Source organism: Vibrio sp. M60_M70 (genome assembly GCF_037162085.1).
Lineage (GTDB): Bacteria > Pseudomonadota > Gammaproteobacteria > Enterobacterales > Vibrionaceae > Vibrio > Vibrio diabolicus.
Genome location: NZ_JARLUL010000002.1, coordinates 682,144 through 697,623 on the forward strand (window position 1 = coordinate 682,144; position 15,480 = coordinate 697,623).

At 44.1% G+C, this 15,480-nt stretch carries 17 protein-coding genes; 12 read left to right on the forward strand and 5 right to left on the reverse strand.

Features of this window, described 5'->3' with window-relative positions:
- The first annotated feature begins 236 nt into the window (after positions 1-236).
- From P4S59_RS18850 to P4S59_RS18860, 3 genes are read left to right on the forward strand one after another with little or no spacing between them, the layout of a single operon-like run.
- Complete coding sequence (locus P4S59_RS18850; RefSeq protein ID WP_005397727.1) at positions 237-692, forward strand: MarR family transcriptional regulator; 456 nt, start codon at positions 237-239, stop codon at positions 690-692.
- Between the two features lie 35 nt (positions 693-727).
- The gene (locus tag P4S59_RS18855) at positions 728-1,786 is read left to right on the forward strand and encodes an HlyD family secretion protein (protein WP_104972361.1); all 1,059 of its coding nucleotides are present in this window, start codon (positions 728-730) and stop codon (positions 1,784-1,786) included.
- Between the two features lie 12 nt (positions 1,787-1,798).
- Positions 1,799-2,836 (forward strand): DUF2955 domain-containing protein, encoded by a 1,038-nt coding sequence (locus P4S59_RS18860; protein ID WP_046875880.1) that lies wholly within the window; start codon positions 1,799-1,801, stop codon positions 2,834-2,836.
- A 2-nt stretch (positions 2,837-2,838) separates the two neighbouring features.
- Here the strand turns inward: P4S59_RS18860 and P4S59_RS18865 are convergent, their stop codons facing one another.
- Positions 2,839-3,501, reverse strand: a complete 663-nt coding sequence (locus tag P4S59_RS18865) for a flagellar brake domain-containing protein (RefSeq protein ID WP_031780653.1) — start codon at positions 3,499-3,501, stop codon at positions 2,839-2,841.
- A gap of 94 nt (positions 3,502-3,595) precedes the next feature.
- Positions 3,596-4,522: a DMT family transporter gene (locus tag P4S59_RS18870; RefSeq protein ID WP_203347966.1), complete on the reverse strand. Its 927-nt coding sequence runs from the start codon at positions 4,520-4,522 to the stop codon at positions 3,596-3,598.
- A 148-nt stretch (positions 4,523-4,670) separates the two neighbouring features.
- Between P4S59_RS18870 and P4S59_RS18875 the strand changes: the two genes are divergently transcribed.
- The gene (locus tag P4S59_RS18875; protein WP_031780652.1) at positions 4,671-5,126 is read left to right on the forward strand and encodes an Lrp/AsnC family transcriptional regulator; all 456 of its coding nucleotides are present in this window, start codon (positions 4,671-4,673) and stop codon (positions 5,124-5,126) included.
- Positions 5,127-5,131: 5 nt separating this feature from the next.
- Entirely contained in the window at positions 5,132-5,755 is a 624-nt protein-coding gene (locus tag P4S59_RS18880) for a class I SAM-dependent methyltransferase (protein WP_337168855.1), read from the forward strand.
- Between the two features lie 526 nt (positions 5,756-6,281).
- On the opposite strand, the gene P4S59_RS18890 is transcribed toward P4S59_RS18880, so the two are convergent.
- Complete coding sequence (locus P4S59_RS18890) at positions 6,282-6,830, reverse strand: ATPase (protein ID WP_104973894.1); 549 nt, start codon at positions 6,828-6,830, stop codon at positions 6,282-6,284.
- Positions 6,831-6,933: 103 nt separating this feature from the next.
- Between P4S59_RS18890 and P4S59_RS18895 the strand changes: the two genes are divergently transcribed.
- From P4S59_RS18895 to secF, 4 genes are all read left to right on the forward strand, one after another.
- Positions 6,934-7,602, forward strand: coding sequence for an SH3 domain-containing protein (locus P4S59_RS18895; RefSeq protein ID WP_047008124.1), 669 nt, complete (start codon positions 6,934-6,936; stop codon positions 7,600-7,602).
- A gap of 125 nt (positions 7,603-7,727) precedes the next feature.
- The gene (locus tag P4S59_RS18900; RefSeq protein WP_337168856.1) at positions 7,728-8,207 is read left to right on the forward strand and encodes a hypothetical protein; all 480 of its coding nucleotides are present in this window, start codon (positions 7,728-7,730) and stop codon (positions 8,205-8,207) included.
- Positions 8,208-8,371: 164 nt separating this feature from the next.
- Complete coding sequence (gene secD, locus P4S59_RS18905) at positions 8,372-10,210, forward strand: protein translocase subunit SecD (RefSeq protein ID WP_006741154.1); 1,839 nt, start codon at positions 8,372-8,374, stop codon at positions 10,208-10,210.
- A gap of 2 nt (positions 10,211-10,212) precedes the next feature.
- Positions 10,213-11,115, forward strand: a complete 903-nt coding sequence (gene secF / locus P4S59_RS18910; protein WP_005397711.1) for a protein translocase subunit SecF — start codon at positions 10,213-10,215, stop codon at positions 11,113-11,115.
- Positions 11,116-11,177: 62 nt separating this feature from the next.
- Here secF and P4S59_RS18915 read toward each other — a convergent pair whose 3' ends face one another.
- Positions 11,178-11,444 carry a hypothetical protein gene (locus tag P4S59_RS18915; RefSeq protein ID WP_048625155.1) on the reverse strand — a complete coding sequence of 89 codons (267 nt, stop codon included), beginning with the start codon at positions 11,442-11,444 and terminating at the stop codon, positions 11,178-11,180.
- A gap of 16 nt (positions 11,445-11,460) precedes the next feature.
- The gene (locus P4S59_RS18920; RefSeq protein WP_048624835.1) at positions 11,461-12,081 is read right to left on the reverse strand and encodes a LysE family translocator; all 621 of its coding nucleotides are present in this window, start codon (positions 12,079-12,081) and stop codon (positions 11,461-11,463) included.
- Positions 12,082-13,087: 1,006 nt separating this feature from the next.
- On the opposite strand from P4S59_RS18920, the gene P4S59_RS18925 reads away from it, so the two are divergent.
- From P4S59_RS18925 to P4S59_RS18935, 3 genes are read left to right on the forward strand one after another with little or no spacing between them, the layout of a single operon-like run.
- Positions 13,088-13,828 (forward strand): SDR family oxidoreductase, encoded by a 741-nt coding sequence (locus P4S59_RS18925; RefSeq protein ID WP_046875888.1) that lies wholly within the window; start codon positions 13,088-13,090, stop codon positions 13,826-13,828.
- 12 nt (positions 13,829-13,840) lie between these two features.
- Positions 13,841-15,049: an acetyl-CoA C-acetyltransferase gene (locus P4S59_RS18930; RefSeq protein ID WP_237284959.1), complete on the forward strand. Its 1,209-nt coding sequence runs from the start codon at positions 13,841-13,843 to the stop codon at positions 15,047-15,049.
- 44 nt (positions 15,050-15,093) lie between these two features.
- Positions 15,094-15,441: a phasin family protein gene (locus P4S59_RS18935; protein ID WP_005398278.1), complete on the forward strand. Its 348-nt coding sequence runs from the start codon at positions 15,094-15,096 to the stop codon at positions 15,439-15,441.
- Positions 15,442-15,480: the final 39 nt, after the last annotated feature.

The window sequence follows — 15,480 nt, forward strand, 5'->3', positions numbered from 1 at the left end:
AAGCACAACGCCATAACTTAGGGTTGTATCTCAATGCTTCACTTGTTGATAAGCCAGGAGTGCTGATATCACCTTTAGTGTCGTATATCACTACTATTCAACCCAAGTACTACGTTGCGTTACGCAAACTTGTTCCCCAATGGCATATTCTATGTGATTTAAATCACAAAAACTTATTTACTTAGCGTGCTAACTATTTTATATTACTTAGCAAGCTAAGTAATTGAGTAGATCTTATGATTCAAGACATCAACAGTTTGCGCGACCTTTCTCTGGCTGAAAAGTTATCTCGCGTTGCCCGTTTGTGGAAAATGGTTGCAGATCGCGAGTTGGAGCCTTTAAACCTGACGTACCCGCGTTGGACTGCGTTATGGAAACTTTATCGAATGGGCGACAACGTTAGTCAGAAGCATTTGGCTGAAGCGCTTGAGATTGAGTTGGCATCGCTGATGCGCACATTAAAGCTATTAGAAGAGCAATCTCTGATCACTCGCCATTGCAGTGAGCATGACAAGCGAGCACGCATTGTTAGCCTTACAGAAGAAGGTAAAACCCTACTCAAGCAAATGGAGACTCGAATTCTTCAAGTCCGGAGCAAGCTACTGACGGAAATCAATGACCAAGAGCTTCAAAAGCTTTCATTGATCCTCGATCAGATTGCTCACAATGCACTTGATTCACTTAGCGAATAAGTCAGAAACCCGAATTAAAAGAGAAGTAAACGCCTATGACTCCAGATCAAAAATTCGCACGTTGGATCAAGTATTCTTGCGTCGCGTTTGTCCTTGTCTTTGCCTATTTTCTAGTCGCAGATCTCGCCATGCCACTGACGCCTCAGGCAATGGCAACGCGAGTGGTAACTAAAGTAGCTCCCCGTGTGAGTGGACAGATTACGCATCTTTATGTTGCCAACAACCAAGAAATAAGCCAAGGCGATCTACTATTCCAGATTGATCCACAGCCTTATCAGCTCGCCGTAGAAAAGGCTCAACTTAACCTTGAGCGTGTGATTCAAAATAATGAACAGCTTGATGCCTCTATTGCAGCGGCAAAAGCGGACGTTGAAGCGAGCAAAATTGTCGCCGAGCAAAAAGTTCGCGAAGCCAAACGTCTTGATACATTGTTTCATCGCAATGGCACCTCGCAACAACAGCGTGACGACGCACAAAGTAGTGCAACGGCAGCCAGAGCAAACTTACTGGCCGCGCGCGCTCGTTTAAAAGAGTTGGAAGTAAACCGAGGCGATTTAGGTGCGACGAATGTAAATATCCGCGTGGCACAAAACCAGCTAAAACAAGCGGAACTTAATCTGTCTTACACTCAAGTAGTGGCCGAACATGATGGCGTTGTCGCTAACTTGCAACTGGAAACGGGTGCCTATGCAGCAGCTGGTACACCTCTCGTGGCTTTAGTCTCGGATGACGTGGATATTATTGCCGACTTTCGTGAAAAGAGTCTGCGACACTTCAATCAGAACAGTCGGGCGTTAGTGGCCTTTGATAGCTTGCCTGGTGACGTATTTGAAGCTCGTATTACGAGTGTGGATGCGGGGGTAAGCTCGGGCCAGTTTGATGCGGATGGCCGTTTAGCGACACCGACAGACTCAAACCGTTGGGTGAGAGACGCGCAGCGTTTACGTTTACATTTAGCTATCGATGAACCTCAACAGCGCGCATTTCCGGCCGGGGCACGTGCGACTGTGCAACTGTTGCCAGAAAACTCGTTATCTGGCTGGTTAGCGAGATGTCAGATCCGATTTTTGAGTCTTCTTCATTACATTTATTAACGGGGAGGCGATATGAAGTTATGGGATCATCCCATGTCGGAAAACGACTTCCGTCAGTGTTTGCGCATTGCAACTGGCGCGACCATTGGCTTCACCTTATGTAAGGTCTTTGGCTGGAATTATGGCGTATTTTTTACCGTAACACCGATGTTGTTACTTGGAATGGTACCAGTCATGAGCCTGCATGCCGCACGACAGCTGATTTTTTCAGCGGTCGTATGCGGATTAGAGGTCGGTATTCTTGGTGGGCTATTTGGTGGACATCCTGGCATGATGACGATCATCGCCTTCGGGTTGTTTTTGTATAAGTTCGCCTGTATGTCAAAAGGGAGCTTATTCCTGTTTGGGGCAAATAGCGTGCTGAGCTTGAGCATCATGCTGCATTTTGCGAGTTATCCAACAACCGACTTAAATGATCTGATATTCAGCAACCTACAAGCGAATGTTATTTCAGTGATCGTGGCCTACGTCGTGACATTTTTGATCCCTGATGCAGAGCCTCGTCAGCCACCGGCAAAACCATCTCAGCCTAAACAGAGTCACCGCATGCGTCATGAAGCCCTTATGGGGGCGAGCATCGCTACAATGTCTTTCCTTGTATTCCAGCTATTTGACCTCAGTGATTCTATGTCTGCTCAGGCGACAACCTTGCTTTTATTGTTTCCTATGCATTGGAACGGTGCTTTAGGGTATGCGCGCAAAAGAGCAATGGGGACCTTGATGGGGGTAACCTTTGGTATCGCTGGGCAGCTCGTACTATACGATTGGTCGGATACCTTGCTGTTTATCGTCCCATTGCTTTGGATTGGCGCGATGATGTTCAGCTATATGCACGTAAAAGAGTCTAGTGGGTCAGGAGCCGGATTTGGCGGATTAACCACATTAGGTATTTTATTTGGCCAATACCTTACTCCGGATGGCGATTTAATGTTCAGCGCGCTGTATCGCGTGAGTAGTATTTTGTTTGCTATTGTTGTCACTCTGCTCGTGACCTATGCGGTGCACAGAGTGCTCAACAGCTTTGAGGCGACGCGCTTTAGCCAGCAGTAAGTTCAGACGTTACTGGTTAGAAAGGACTGCTCCAGTAACTCTGTTTTTAGCTCGTGACTCATCGCTATTGGGCTTTCAAACTTAATTCCTATTACCCAGCCTTTCACCAACTTCTTAATGTTGGCAATGACACACCGATTTTCTTCTCCGATATAGTGGCTTAGAGAAGAGTCGATAGTGACACTTTCACCAACGGTGAATTCAGGCTCTATAAAGGTTGAGATACCAATACCTGCCAGTGAGAAGTCGATAAGGCTACCGTCGTAAACATTCCCCGCGTGAACAATCTTACAATCCATTTGCAGCTTATATCGTTCGTGTTCCCGGACTGGTTTGGTTGCAAATGTTCCTGGAATTCGAATAAATAAAAGGGGCGAAGGACGAACCGCAGTTGTTAGCACACTGGATTTAAATGCAATGACATGGCCTAACTCCGTATCTGATACACCACGCACGATGACATCGGCGTTTGGGAGTTTTCTCATCACTTGCTCTTCAAGCAAACGCATCGGTATATCAAGAATCAAATACGCGTTCTCTTTCATCCCAAGATAGGTGGTGGAATACGTATACTGGTCCTTAGGCCCAAACTCGAAATTAGTCGAAAGTTTCATTCCCGGTTTGAGGAATCTATGCAGTTCATCTTTAGTATGAGTGGCAGGCATTACATTGGCGTTTTAATTATTGGTTAAATCGAGGCTATCAAAACGCCATTTTGTTATTCAAGATAGTAGGACAAAAGTTTTTGTAAAATTATCGCTATCTGTGAAGTGGTGGGCGATAAGTTTGGCTCATTCCATCTTTCATAAAGATTTGGCTTGCCACAATACTGCCGCAGGTTACCAGCATCAGCGCTAACCAAGTAAGTGAATCTGGTTGTTCACCAAAAATTGGAACGGCAAGAAGTGTCGCGACGACTGGAGTTAATGACCCAAAAGCAGCACTGGCTTCGGCGCCAATAATTCGGATTGCATAGATAAAGGTAAAAGAGGCGATTAAGCCTGCGCCGACACCTTGCAACATCGCGTGGCCAAATAATTCTTCCCACGGCCACTGACTGATCGGCGTTATCGCTAGGTAACTATCTACCCATCCGAAGCCAACCGCAATGATGAGCAGTGCCAAAGACGCGATTGCAACGAATCCAGCACAGACATGCGCATTAAGGTTAGCAACACGAGCACTGATGGTGAAAACAGCCCACATAATGCTACCGGTTAGAAACAAGATGTGGCCTTGTAATTGAGGCCAGTTGTACTCTGCACCGCTATTAGAAAGAAGAAATACGAAAATCCCTAACAGCACCGTAGAAAGCCCGATTAATCGGTGAGCACTCAGCGACTGTTGATAGCACAACACCGCGATAGCAGAAACAAATAATGGCAAAGTGCCAGGTACTAATGCACTGCCGTGCGCCACGGGAGCGAAGTGCATAGCTGTGCCGACGACCAGCAGGTAGGGCAGGCCACTCCCTACCACAACACCAGTTAGGTAGCGTTTAGGCACGACGCGAAGCGCCTGCTTATGCTTAATCACAAATGGTAATAAAATTAAACTTGGGATTAGAAAGCGAACTAGCGCGATATCGGCTGGCTGCAAGTTAGAAATTGCGCCCCCTTTTAAAGAAATAAAGAAACCAGACCAAAGCAGTAAGGTCGTTAATATAGCTGCGTATCCCAAGATCATTGTCGGCATGTCCATTTGTAAATGATGTGTTAATTGTTGAATAAAACACGTGCCAAAGGGAGGCAAAGTTTGACGTAATTAAGCTTGATGTTGGTGATAAAGCGCGTATAAATGTTAATTGTTAGTGATTATTGGCATGGAAGGATAAATGGATAAAATTGACAGGCAACTGATCAACTTGATGCAGAAGGATGCAACCCTGACTACGGCAGAGCTCGCTGACAAAGTAGGATTATCGGCATCACCTTGTGCAAGACGCATTAAGCGTTTAGAGCAGGAGGGCGTAATTAGCGGTTATCGAGCCATTGTGTCCAGAGACACGGTGGGTATTGCGATGACCGTATTTGTTGAAGTCAGTTTGAACAACCACCAAGCTTCTTCGATTGATGAATTTGAACATGCTGTTGTTGAAATGGACGAGGTGATCTCGTGCCATGTTGTATCAGGGGCTTATGATTATTTGTTAGAAGTGGTCAGCAAAGATCTCGCTGGCTATGAAACATTCACTAGAAAGCTACAACGATTAGAAAACGTAAAAGATATCCATACGCACTTGGCGATTAGACAAGTGAAAGGAAATGGAAGCTTGCCGATTTATGCATAAGAAAGATGAAATTCCTCGATAGACTTAAGATTGCTCACTATCACCGAAAGCGATACCGACAGTTCGGTACAGACAGAGCGCGAACGCTGGGATGGAGGGATAAGTACAGCCAAATCAGTCGATTTGAAGCCTTGTGCCGTGGGTTAACGTTAGACGGTTCAAGTCTTTTAGATATTGGGTGCGGCTACGGAGACTTATTAACGTTTATTGAGTTCAACAATCTGCGTCCCCAAAGTTATATTGGCATTGATCAGCAAAAACAGTTTATCTCTGAGGCCAGAAAGCGGGACTTTCGTACTCAAAGTGAGTTCGTATGCGGTGACTTTTCAACGTTGGTATTGCCCCGTAGTGATTATGTCTTTGCTTCTGGATCATTGAATTATCAATCCGCGAATCCAAATCATACCATTGAGATGATCGAGAAAATGTACCGGGCCGCAGAGAAAGGGTGCGTGTTTAACTTATTGGATGAAGAAAAGCTGCCGAGCATGAGAATGCTCGCATCGCATAATAAAGTTGGGGTGTTACGCTATTGCCGATGGCTATGTCCAGACGCACAATTGATCGAGGGTTATTCCGATCACGACTTTACGATCGCGATGATCAAAAAAGCGGAATCAGTTTCCTAACTCCGCCTTATAAATTCTTAAGCCTTATTGGTGCTTGTATTGTGAGATTTCACAGTTACCTGTGTATCTATCAACCTTGAATGAGAACGCAGCTGAATGGTATTCCCTCCCATCACTCCAAATTGTTTCTCCGAAGATTTTACAAAGGTCCAAATCGCTGATTGAACCAAACTCTTTTACGTGCCTAACTACTGACAAAAACTTGGCTTTGGTAGCATTAGGACAGTCCCTGTTACTTAATCGATTGATAACCATGGTTGTAGCATCATCTCCAGCCAAATGTGACTTTTTATTAAATTTTATTAATGGGTAAATTAACCAAAAATTGGCCATAAGTAAAGCATTATTGTGACGTATGTCTCTATAAGTTGCCTCTCTTGGTCATGGTTTAGTCAAGTTTGTAAAAGGGAACAGTCCCATTTTTTACATATAATGTTGGGATCACTAAAAGAGGGAATTAAAGCACGAATAACGTCCAATATTGGAGTGAAAACCCGACATCGTCTTTTCAAAACGAGCTCGATTTTTACCTCGAAACATCTTGAGCGTATTGAAGCGATCTCGCTTCTTTATCATAGAGTTGCGCTAGTGCTTGGTACTGTGAAGAAAGGCGTTTGTAATCCTCGGTAAGTTGCAAAGCGTTGGTGTTATACCACTCCGCAGTGATTTGATTGGCAGTTTCGTTTGACTCACGGCACTTTTGGGCAAGTTTCTTCCATCCATTTGCTGACCATTGAGATTGTGTGCTCAATTTAATCAACTCATTAGCTTTAGTCGTGAGTTCTTCTTTATATTGAATGGAGGCTTTTAATTGAGTTTTGAACGCATTTTGGTTCGAGCGAGCGCGCCAAAGTAACACGAGTTCATGTAGGGAAAAGGTTTGGGACAATAACTGGCGCTGCTTATGTTCGGCTAAAAGTGCATTGAATACCTCAACATGCTTATTGTAATTGGACTCTAAACGATTGAATTGGGTAAGATTGTCATTCCACGACGACGGGTTACATTGAATATTGGCGTGCCCCACAATGGGGAACAGAAGAAGCAACAGTATCCAATTGAGTTTGTTGATCATTATTGCTCGCGTTAGTTGACCGACCCTTTTGAGTATATACCCAAATTTCCGCGACATGCGTGTTGCCGGTGAGATAAGAACAAAGAATGAAAAGGAAAAGTACATGAAGAAAATTCTCATCGCATTGATTGTCATACTGTTGCTCGGTGGGGCGGGTGCTGGATACTATTTCTTCTTTATGCAGAAAGATGAACCTGAGGCGCCAAACGCTGTGCAAGTGGAGCAAGCGCCAGTGGAAGAAGAAATATCCAAACCGATTCTGGATTTAGAAACTGCCCCTCCTGAAGTGACCGAATACTATGTCATTGAGCGTCGAATCAATGTTTACAATAAGCCAAATGCTAATGCTTTGGTTGTCGATACGCTCTATAAGGGAGAAAAAGTATCGGTGTTAGAAAAAGTGGATGGTTGGTATCGAATCTCTGGTTACCTTGTTTATGAAGAGGGCGGTGAAGAAAAAGCTGAGTGGTTGAATGCCGAAGGATTATCTGATGCAGAGCCAGTTATTAAAGAACAAGAGCGTTTAGAAATACTGGATGGATATTTGCAGAAGTCGGATGATTTAAAAGTTCACTTGGACATCTTCCGCAAGAAAACACAGCAATTGTTAGACGATGAAACCTGTGATCCGAGTGATTTTGAAGAGCTCGGCGGCTGGGTTCGTTCGGTTACTTATGACAAGCGCAATGTGTACTTCATTTATTGTGGTGGTTTGGAGCAAGAAAACAAAATCTATTTAGATGTCGATAAAGGCGATATCTTTTACCGCTAACAGAGCGCCTTTAGTTTAAAGCCTCTAGAGATTTATAACTTTTTAGTTGTGAACCATAATTAATAGGAATACTATCATCGAGTCGAGTGAAAAAACTCGACTCGTTTTGTTTTTAGTGAGTTCTTATGTCTCAGATTTGCTTGAAAAAATTGCTTTTTATGCTGCTTGCGATGGTGTTGCTACCAGCGCATGTTTTTGCTGCGCAAATCGATCAGAAAGCTCATTTACCTTACTTTTCTAAGCTGCAACCATTTGTTGCGAGTATTGCTTTTGCAAATACCTCAATCGATTTTTCTGAAGTCTCAGAAGAAACGACGCAGTCTCCGATTTCTGAAAGTCACGCAAGACTCGATACGCTAGCCCTATTTAACACTCAACGTTGGGTTTCTCACTTACGTGAAGGCCTCGATGATGAGCATGTTGACGTTGTTAGTGACCTAAACACGCCTTTCTATGCTGACGCAGGTTATGCCTACAGCCTGATGGATATCAATTGGTGTCAAAACCAGTACACTTTTTATCATTTCACAAGCGATCATCGCATTTCTGGTTGGAAAGAGACCAACGCAATGTACGTCGCACTCAATAGTCAATTTTCTGCCTAAACACCATCTATTTGCACCATTGTGCACTCTTAACACGACGATTGTATTCAACAGGGCGTAACCGTCCTGAGCTTTTCATACCCTGAATTTATTCTGGGGGCATCTGTCGTGTGTTAAGCCTTGTTATTAAAAGCTTCACTTCGTAGTGAAGGGATGATGTTTACATGAAAAAAACAGCAAAGCAGCAAAAGAACAGAAAGCTGATGAATCACTATTCAGCTTGGAAATATGTCGTATTAATCACGACGGTCATTATCTTAACGTTAAGCGCGATTCCGACTTGGTTCGGTGAGCAACCATCGATCCAGCTAACGTTTTCAAACCAAAACAGCAGTGAAATGTCGGTTGTTCAGTTGAATCAACTACTGAAAACCAATCACATCTCAGCAGACAAAATCATCGAAAAAGATGGCAAAACGACCATTGTATTCGATGATGAAAATGCGCAAAGCAAAGCTCGTGCGTTACTAAACAATGAGCTAAATAAAGAAGACAGCATTACCTTCTCATATGTGTCTGTTGCTCCAGAGTGGCTAAATGAGATGGGTTTTAGCCCAATCAAACTCGGTCTTGACCTTCGCGGTGGGGTACAGTTCCTCTTGAATGTCGACGTAAATAAAGCATTTGAGGAGCAACGTAATGCTTTGATCGATGAGATCAAAGCAAGCCTGCGAGATCAGCGCGTGCGTGGTGTACAAATTCGCGCAGAAAGTGGTAACCGCATTGCGGTAAACAGTGAGAGTGATACCGCCCTAGCTGAAGTAAACAAATTCTTGCGTCAAAACTATCCAGGTTGGGTGGTGAAAAGCTCGTCTCGCGGTTTTGTTCTTGAGCCAAGTGAGCAGAATATTCAAGAGTTCCAATCAACGACATTGCAACAAAACTTGAAGATTATGCGTGGTCGTATTGAAGAGCTAGGCATTACGGAAGCATTAGTTCAGCGTCAGGGTAAAGACAGCATTCGTATTGAGCTACCAGGTGTACAAGACCCAGCACAAGCGAAAAACGTTATTGGTGCCACTGCGAGTTTGGCATTCTACGAAGTGAAAGATGCAGGCCAAGCGCGAAGCGGCCAAGATCTTGTGCTGAAAGATAACGATGGCCGAACTGTTGTTCTGGAGAAACGACCAGTCCTAACGGGTGAGCACATTGTTAACGCTCGTGCAGGCGTCGACAATATGGGCATGTCAGAAGTTAACATCTCGCTTGACCACGCGGGCGGTAAAAAGATGAGTGATTTCTCTGCAACGCATATTGGCAAACCAATGGCGACGGTTTACCGCGAATACAAGACAAACGATCGTGGCGTAACGGAGCGCAGCGAGCGCGTTATCAGCGTTGCGACTATTCAATCTCAACTTGGTAGCCAATTCCGTATTACCGGCGCTGGCAGCATGGACGAAGCGCAGCAGTTAGCGCTATTACTTCGTGCGGGGTCGCTAACAGCCCCGGTTACTATCGTAGAAGAGCGCACTATTGGTGCTTCTTTGGGAGCTGAAAACATTGAAAATGGCTTTGCGGCACTTGCTTTGGGTATGGGTTTAACACTGACCTTTATGGCCCTTTGGTACCGCCGCTTAGGTTGGGTGGCGAACGTGGCGCTTTGTGCCAACATGCTTTGTTTGCTTGGCCTAATTGCCTTGTTACCAGGTGCGGTACTAACGCTTCCAGGTATTGCAGGGTTGGTGTTAACCGTTGGTATGGCAGTGGACACCAACGTTATTATCTTCGAACGTATTAAGGACAAAATGCGTGAAGGCCGCAGTTTCGCTCAAGCGATTGATCTGGGCTTTGATAGCGCGTTCTCGACCATTCTTGATGCCAACATTACTACCATGATCACCGCCGTGATTTTATACGCCATCGGTAACGGTCCAATCCAAGGCTTTGCTTTAACACTCGGATTAGGTTTGTTAACCAGTATGTTTACAGGCGTATTTGCCTCTCGAGCAATGATCAATTTAATTTGGGGCCGAGATGCCCGTCGTGATGTGAGGGTTTAATCATGGTCGAAATGCTAAAACAAAATATTCGTAAAATTCGCCACTTTACTACGCTAGTTTCTATCGTTTTGACGGTGATCGCACTTGGTGCTCTGGGCTTTAAAGGGTTGAATCTTGGCTTGGATTTCACTGGTGGTATGGTGACAGAAGTGAAAGTCGATAAGTCGTTAACCAACCACGATCTGCTTGATGCACTGCAACCAAAACTTGGTGAATCAACCTCTGTCACCCGCACAGGTGAAGATGGTCGTTGGCTTATTCGCTACTCCGCCCCTGAAGAAGGGCAAACTCTGCCAAGTGTGGAAGAGGTATTAAAGCCAGTTTCACATCAAGTTGATGTCGTCAGCAACAGTATTGTTGGTGCTCAAGTTGGCCAGGATTTGTTTGACCAAGGCGGTTTAGCACTATTGATTTGTGTGCTGAGCATCCTTGGTTACTTGTGTTTCCGTTTTGAATGGCGCTTAGCGAGTGGCTCTGTATTTGCTCTGGCTCATGACGTAATTGTCGTCCTCGGCTTCTTCGCCGTTACCCAAATGGAATTCAACTTAACGGTTTTTGCTGCCGTATTGGCAATTTTAGGCTACTCATTGAATGATTCGATCATCATTTCAGATCGAATTCGTGAGCTACTGATCGCGAAACAAAGTTGGAAAATGGAAGACATCAATGACCAGGCTGTCATCGCGACGTTCTCTAGAACGATGGTGACTTCAGGCACAACACTGATTACTGTTGGTGCACTATGGATTATGGGGGGAGCACCGCTAGCGGGTTTCTCAACAGCGATGTTTATTGGTGTGCTATCAGGTACATGGTCTTCCATTTCCATTGGTACCGTATTACCTGAACTGTTCAAGCTCGAACCGAAGCATTACTTGCCTGTTGAGATTGATACCGCGCCGTAATACGAGGTGCTGAAGGTAAAAAGTGCTCGCGCCACTCTGTTTGAGTGGCGTTTTACTTTGTGCTATTTCACACGCATCAGGCGGTGTTTGACGTGACCTAAGTCGAACTCAATGATTTGAGAGCGCTTCATCGATTCAACCAGGCGCAGCATGGATGTGTGATAACCTTTCTTTTTCATCCATTGCAATGGCTCGGAAAAGCTGTCTTCGTTTACAACGTAAGATTCGCCTTTGTGTTCTCCAGCATAAACGTTTACGACCCAAACCCGGGCCTGAAAATCTAATACTGCACTTATGTTTCGCGTAATTTTTCTTAGGATATTTTTCATCATTTCCAGCGTTGCTTTAGCTCAGTAATAGCCAAACACCAACCCCCATCATTAAAGTGCCCGCGATACGGTTCATCAGGCGCACATTCTTTGATTGACCCAACACGCGTTTCAGTCCTTTACCACCCGTGGCATACAGAGACATACAAATGAACTCAAAAAGAAGGATGATGGAGACAAGCACGATCAGCTGTGGAGCAAGAGCCGCATTTTGATCGATAAAAGGCGGCAGCAGAGAAATCATAAATGCCCAGCCTTTTGGGTTTGCGATAGCGGTAACGAAGCCTTGCATGATGAGCGCGACGTTGCCACTTCTGGGTTTTTCTAAATTATCGACATTTATTGCTAACTTACCTCGAGATCGCCACATTTCTACACCAAGATAGAGTAAGTAGCCGCCACCAATAAACTTGAGTGCGATAAACATCCAAGGATAGTTGAGCATGATCGCTGCGATCCCTAGTACTGCCGAGACTGAAACCAGCGCGACACCGACGAGTTCACCAATCATCATCCATAATGTGCGGCGATAACCGATACTCATTCCTAGCGTTAAGGCGAGCGTCATGCACATTCCTGGTGTAATTGAGACAAAAAAGAAGGTAGGGATGAACATACTGAGTAATGCAAGATTCATGTTTGTTGATAACTAAGTGATTTGATAGAAGCCACAAAGATAGTGCAAATTGATAAAGGATACTATCCCCAAATATCCCCAAATAACCTCAAGGTGCTTAGGTTCAGCGAGAATGACTTGGCTCACAGGCACGGCAACGATTTGAAGATCTAGTGGTTCTAAATCAAAAATCGTTAACAAAGGCTGTGGGATAAGGAAACTCGCCCTGCGGAGCATGTCACTGACACGATTTCTGCATCTTGACGTCATTTGGGTATAACATCAATTTACTGGGTTAAAGAATCTAGATGATTGCTTTAGGAGATGGCACCATCGAATATTGCACCGTACCGGTACTTCAATAGATAAAAAGTGATTCGATACGTTAAATGCTAGTTAATTGATGTTATTTGGATATTTAAAATAAAACTGAAATTATTTTTTAATTGCTGCGTCATAATAGTGCGAACTGCACCAAAATGAGACGTTTTCTTCTATTGTTTACATTCTAAATATACCACTTTTCATAAGCGAAACTATAAATATAAAATTAAGTTTATACTGTCTTAAATATCATTTAAGTTAGTAATTAAATGATATTACTGACAATTGCTTATATTGATATTTGAATTATTATTCTAATCGTATTTATAGAGAACAACTCTGAGCATGAGAGTGGTATCTGAAATCATGAGATGATGTAACGTCCACTGTTCGGTATGTAACTTATTGATAAATAATGATTAAATTTATGTTCTGATAAGCTTGTGTTTAACTTTATTTTATTTAAAACAATGACTTATAAATAGTTAACCATTTTATAACATTTCATGTTTAATGAGATCTAAATCAATCTTATGCAAATGGATTAGTTTTTTATTTGAAATGTAATATTTCTGGTTTAACTTAAAATAAAAGGCATCACAGGATTGATAGCCAAAAGAATAAATAAACACGTCAGTTGGTGATTTATTTTATCAGTGTATTTAGTTTGCTTTTTTAAATGCCGTTAAGAATGGAGTCTTCGATGAAGAAAGTCGCTTTGATCACCGGATCAAAAGGCGGAATTGGTTCTGCTATTTCCTCTCAATTAGTGAATGATGGTTACCGTGTAATCGCTACTTATTTCACAGGAAACTATGAATGTGCGTTGGAGTGGTTCAACAGTAAAGGGTTTACCAAAGATCAGGTTCGCCTTTTTGAGTTGGACGTAACAAACACTGCAGAGTGTGCAGAAAAGTTAGCGCAATTGCTTGAGGAAGAAGGGACCATTGATGTCGTTATCAACAACGCAGGTATCACACGTGATGGCGTGTTTAAAAAGATGACTGCGCAAGCTTGGAATGACGTCATTAATACCAACCTCAATAGTCTATTCAACGTTACGCAACCTCTGTTCGCTGCGATGTGCGAAAAAGGCGGTGGTCGTGTCATTAACATCTCTTCAGTCAATGGCCTAAAAGGGCAGTTTGGTCAAGCAAACTACTCGGCGGCGAAAGCTGGGATGATAGGTTTCTCTAAAGCCTTGGCGTATGAAGGTGCTCGTTCGGGTGTGACAGTAAATGTTATTGCGCCAGGTTACACAGGTACACCAATGGTTGAGCAAATGAAGCCAGAAGTATTGGAATCCATCACGAATCAAATCCCAATGAAACGCCTTGCTACACCAGAAGAAATTGCAGCATCAGTGAGCTTCTTGGTCAGCGATGCAGGGGCCTATATCACCGGTGAGACTTTGTCGGTGAATGGCGGCCTATACATGCACTAAGGAGAGAAGATGATGGAAAAAGTGTTTATCGTAGCAGCGAAGCGCACTCCAATTGGCGCCTTTGGTGGCAGTCTTAAAAATACCTCTGCTGGCAATTTGGCAGCAGTAGCGATTAAGGGCGCATTGGAAGCGGCGAAGTTGAATGGCGACAAGATTGATGAGGTGATTGTTGGCAACGTTGTCGGCGCAGGCCAAGGCATGGGGGTTGGTCGTCAGGCGGCATTGTTCGCTGGGATTCCGGACGCGGTTCCTGCGTATGGCGTAAACATGGTTTGCGGCAGTGGCATGAAAACCGTCATGGATGCGGTTTCACATATCCGTAGTGGCGATACAGAGATTGTTGTTGCAGCAGGTGTTGAGGTCATGTCTCAGATTCCGTTTGCCGCGCCAAGTAGTATTCGTGATGGCAACAAAATGGGCAACCTAGAGCTGAAAGACCTGCTCGTAGCGGACGGTTTAACCGACGTTTACAACCAATATCACATGGGTGTGACGGCAGAAAACGTTGCAAAAGAAATCGGACTAACCCGTCAACAGCAAGACGAGTATGCGCTGTCTAGCCAACAGAAAGCGGTGGCGGCAATCGAAGCGGGCAAATTCAAAGACGAAATTGTGCCTGTAGAAGTAAAGCAACGCCGTGAAACGGTGCTATTCGATACCGACGAATACCCAAAGGCTAATGCGACTATGGAAGCGTTAAGCAAGCTGCGCCCTGCTTTTGACCGTGAAGGCACTGTGACTGCGGGGAATGCATCAGGAATTAACGATGGTGCGAGTGCAATTATCGTCGCGTCTGAGAGCGCAGTTAAAGCACATGGACTCACGCCTATTGCTGAGATCGTAAGCTATGCGCAATCGGGGCTTGATCCGAAAATCATGGGTCTAGGTCCAGTGGAGTCAGTCAATAAAGCATTAGCAAAAGCGGAATTAACGGTAAACGACATTGACGTTTACGAGTTGAACGAAGCATTTGCTGCGCAAGCACTTGGCGTGATTCATCAGTTGGCGGAAACCAACCAAGTTCCCGTTAACGCGATTCAAGATAAAGCGAACTTTAATGGTGGTGCTATCGCGCTAGGTCACCCACTTGGTGCATCGGGCAACCGAATCTTAGTGACGCTTGTTCACGAGCTTCATAAGCAAAATGGTCAATATGGTGTCGCATCACTTTGTGTGGGCGGCGGCATGGGGACGGCTGTGGTTATAAAAGCAGTTAAGTAATTATTTAAACGGACATTTTTAATTCTTTCTCTAGGAGATAAACCATGTACACAGATTTCTTCAAAACCTTTAGCGATCAAACTGAAAAAAATCTAGAACCTTACTTGAAGTTCAACAAGCTAGTGACAAAAAACGTAGAAGTGTTGACTGAGCTTCAACTGAACGCAATTCGTACTTACAGCGAAGTGGGTCTGAACCAAATGAAAGCGGCATCAGAAATCAAAGACGTAACGTCATTGACTGCTTTCAACAGCCAGCAACTAAGCGTTCTTACTAAGCTTTCTCAACAAATGATGGACGACAGCAACAAGCTTCAAGCTATTGCAAAAGAGTTCAAAGAAGACGTTGAGAAAATGACTTCGGAAAATCTAAAGACTGTTACTCCAGCGTAATTTGTCCGATTCTCGCCGCCTTAGGGTCTCTAGACCCTA

What these genes read in the sequence shown, in the direction of transcription:
- P4S59_RS18875 (WP_031780652.1), top strand. Translation starts at nt 4,671, where the DNA reads ATGGATAAAATTGACAGGCAACTGATCAACTTGATGCAGAAGGATGCA.
- P4S59_RS18895 (WP_047008124.1), top strand. Translation starts at nt 6,934, where the DNA reads ATGAAGAAAATTCTCATCGCATTGATTGTCATACTGTTGCTCGGTGGG.
- P4S59_RS18930 (WP_237284959.1), top strand. Translation starts at nt 13,841, where the DNA reads ATGGAAAAAGTGTTTATCGTAGCAGCGAAGCGCACTCCAATTGGCGCC.
- secF (WP_005397711.1), top strand. Translation starts at nt 10,213, where the DNA reads ATGGTCGAAATGCTAAAACAAAATATTCGTAAAATTCGCCACTTTACT.
- P4S59_RS18920 (WP_048624835.1), bottom strand. Translation starts at nt 12,081, where the DNA reads ATGAATCTTGCATTACTCAGTATGTTCATCCCTACCTTCTTTTTTGTC.
- secD (WP_006741154.1), top strand. Translation starts at nt 8,372, where the DNA reads ATGAAAAAAACAGCAAAGCAGCAAAAGAACAGAAAGCTGATGAATCAC.
- P4S59_RS18860 (WP_046875880.1), top strand. Translation starts at nt 1,799, where the DNA reads ATGAAGTTATGGGATCATCCCATGTCGGAAAACGACTTCCGTCAGTGT.
- P4S59_RS18925 (WP_046875888.1), top strand. Translation starts at nt 13,088, where the DNA reads ATGAAGAAAGTCGCTTTGATCACCGGATCAAAAGGCGGAATTGGTTCT.
- P4S59_RS18900 (WP_337168856.1), top strand. Translation starts at nt 7,728, where the DNA reads ATGTCTCAGATTTGCTTGAAAAAATTGCTTTTTATGCTGCTTGCGATG.
- P4S59_RS18890 (WP_104973894.1), bottom strand. Translation starts at nt 6,830, where the DNA reads ATGATCAACAAACTCAATTGGATACTGTTGCTTCTTCTGTTCCCCATT.
- P4S59_RS18865 (WP_031780653.1), bottom strand. Translation starts at nt 3,501, where the DNA reads ATGCCTGCCACTCATACTAAAGATGAACTGCATAGATTCCTCAAACCG.
- P4S59_RS18850 (WP_005397727.1), top strand. Translation starts at nt 237, where the DNA reads ATGATTCAAGACATCAACAGTTTGCGCGACCTTTCTCTGGCTGAAAAG.
- P4S59_RS18915 (WP_048625155.1), bottom strand. Translation starts at nt 11,444, where the DNA reads ATGAAAAATATCCTAAGAAAAATTACGCGAAACATAAGTGCAGTATTA.
- P4S59_RS18870 (WP_203347966.1), bottom strand. Translation starts at nt 4,522, where the DNA reads ATGATCTTGGGATACGCAGCTATATTAACGACCTTACTGCTTTGGTCT.
- P4S59_RS18855 (WP_104972361.1), top strand. Translation starts at nt 728, where the DNA reads ATGACTCCAGATCAAAAATTCGCACGTTGGATCAAGTATTCTTGCGTC.
- P4S59_RS18935 (WP_005398278.1), top strand. Translation starts at nt 15,094, where the DNA reads ATGTACACAGATTTCTTCAAAACCTTTAGCGATCAAACTGAAAAAAAT.
- P4S59_RS18880 (WP_337168855.1), top strand. Translation starts at nt 5,132, where the DNA reads ATGAAATTCCTCGATAGACTTAAGATTGCTCACTATCACCGAAAGCGA.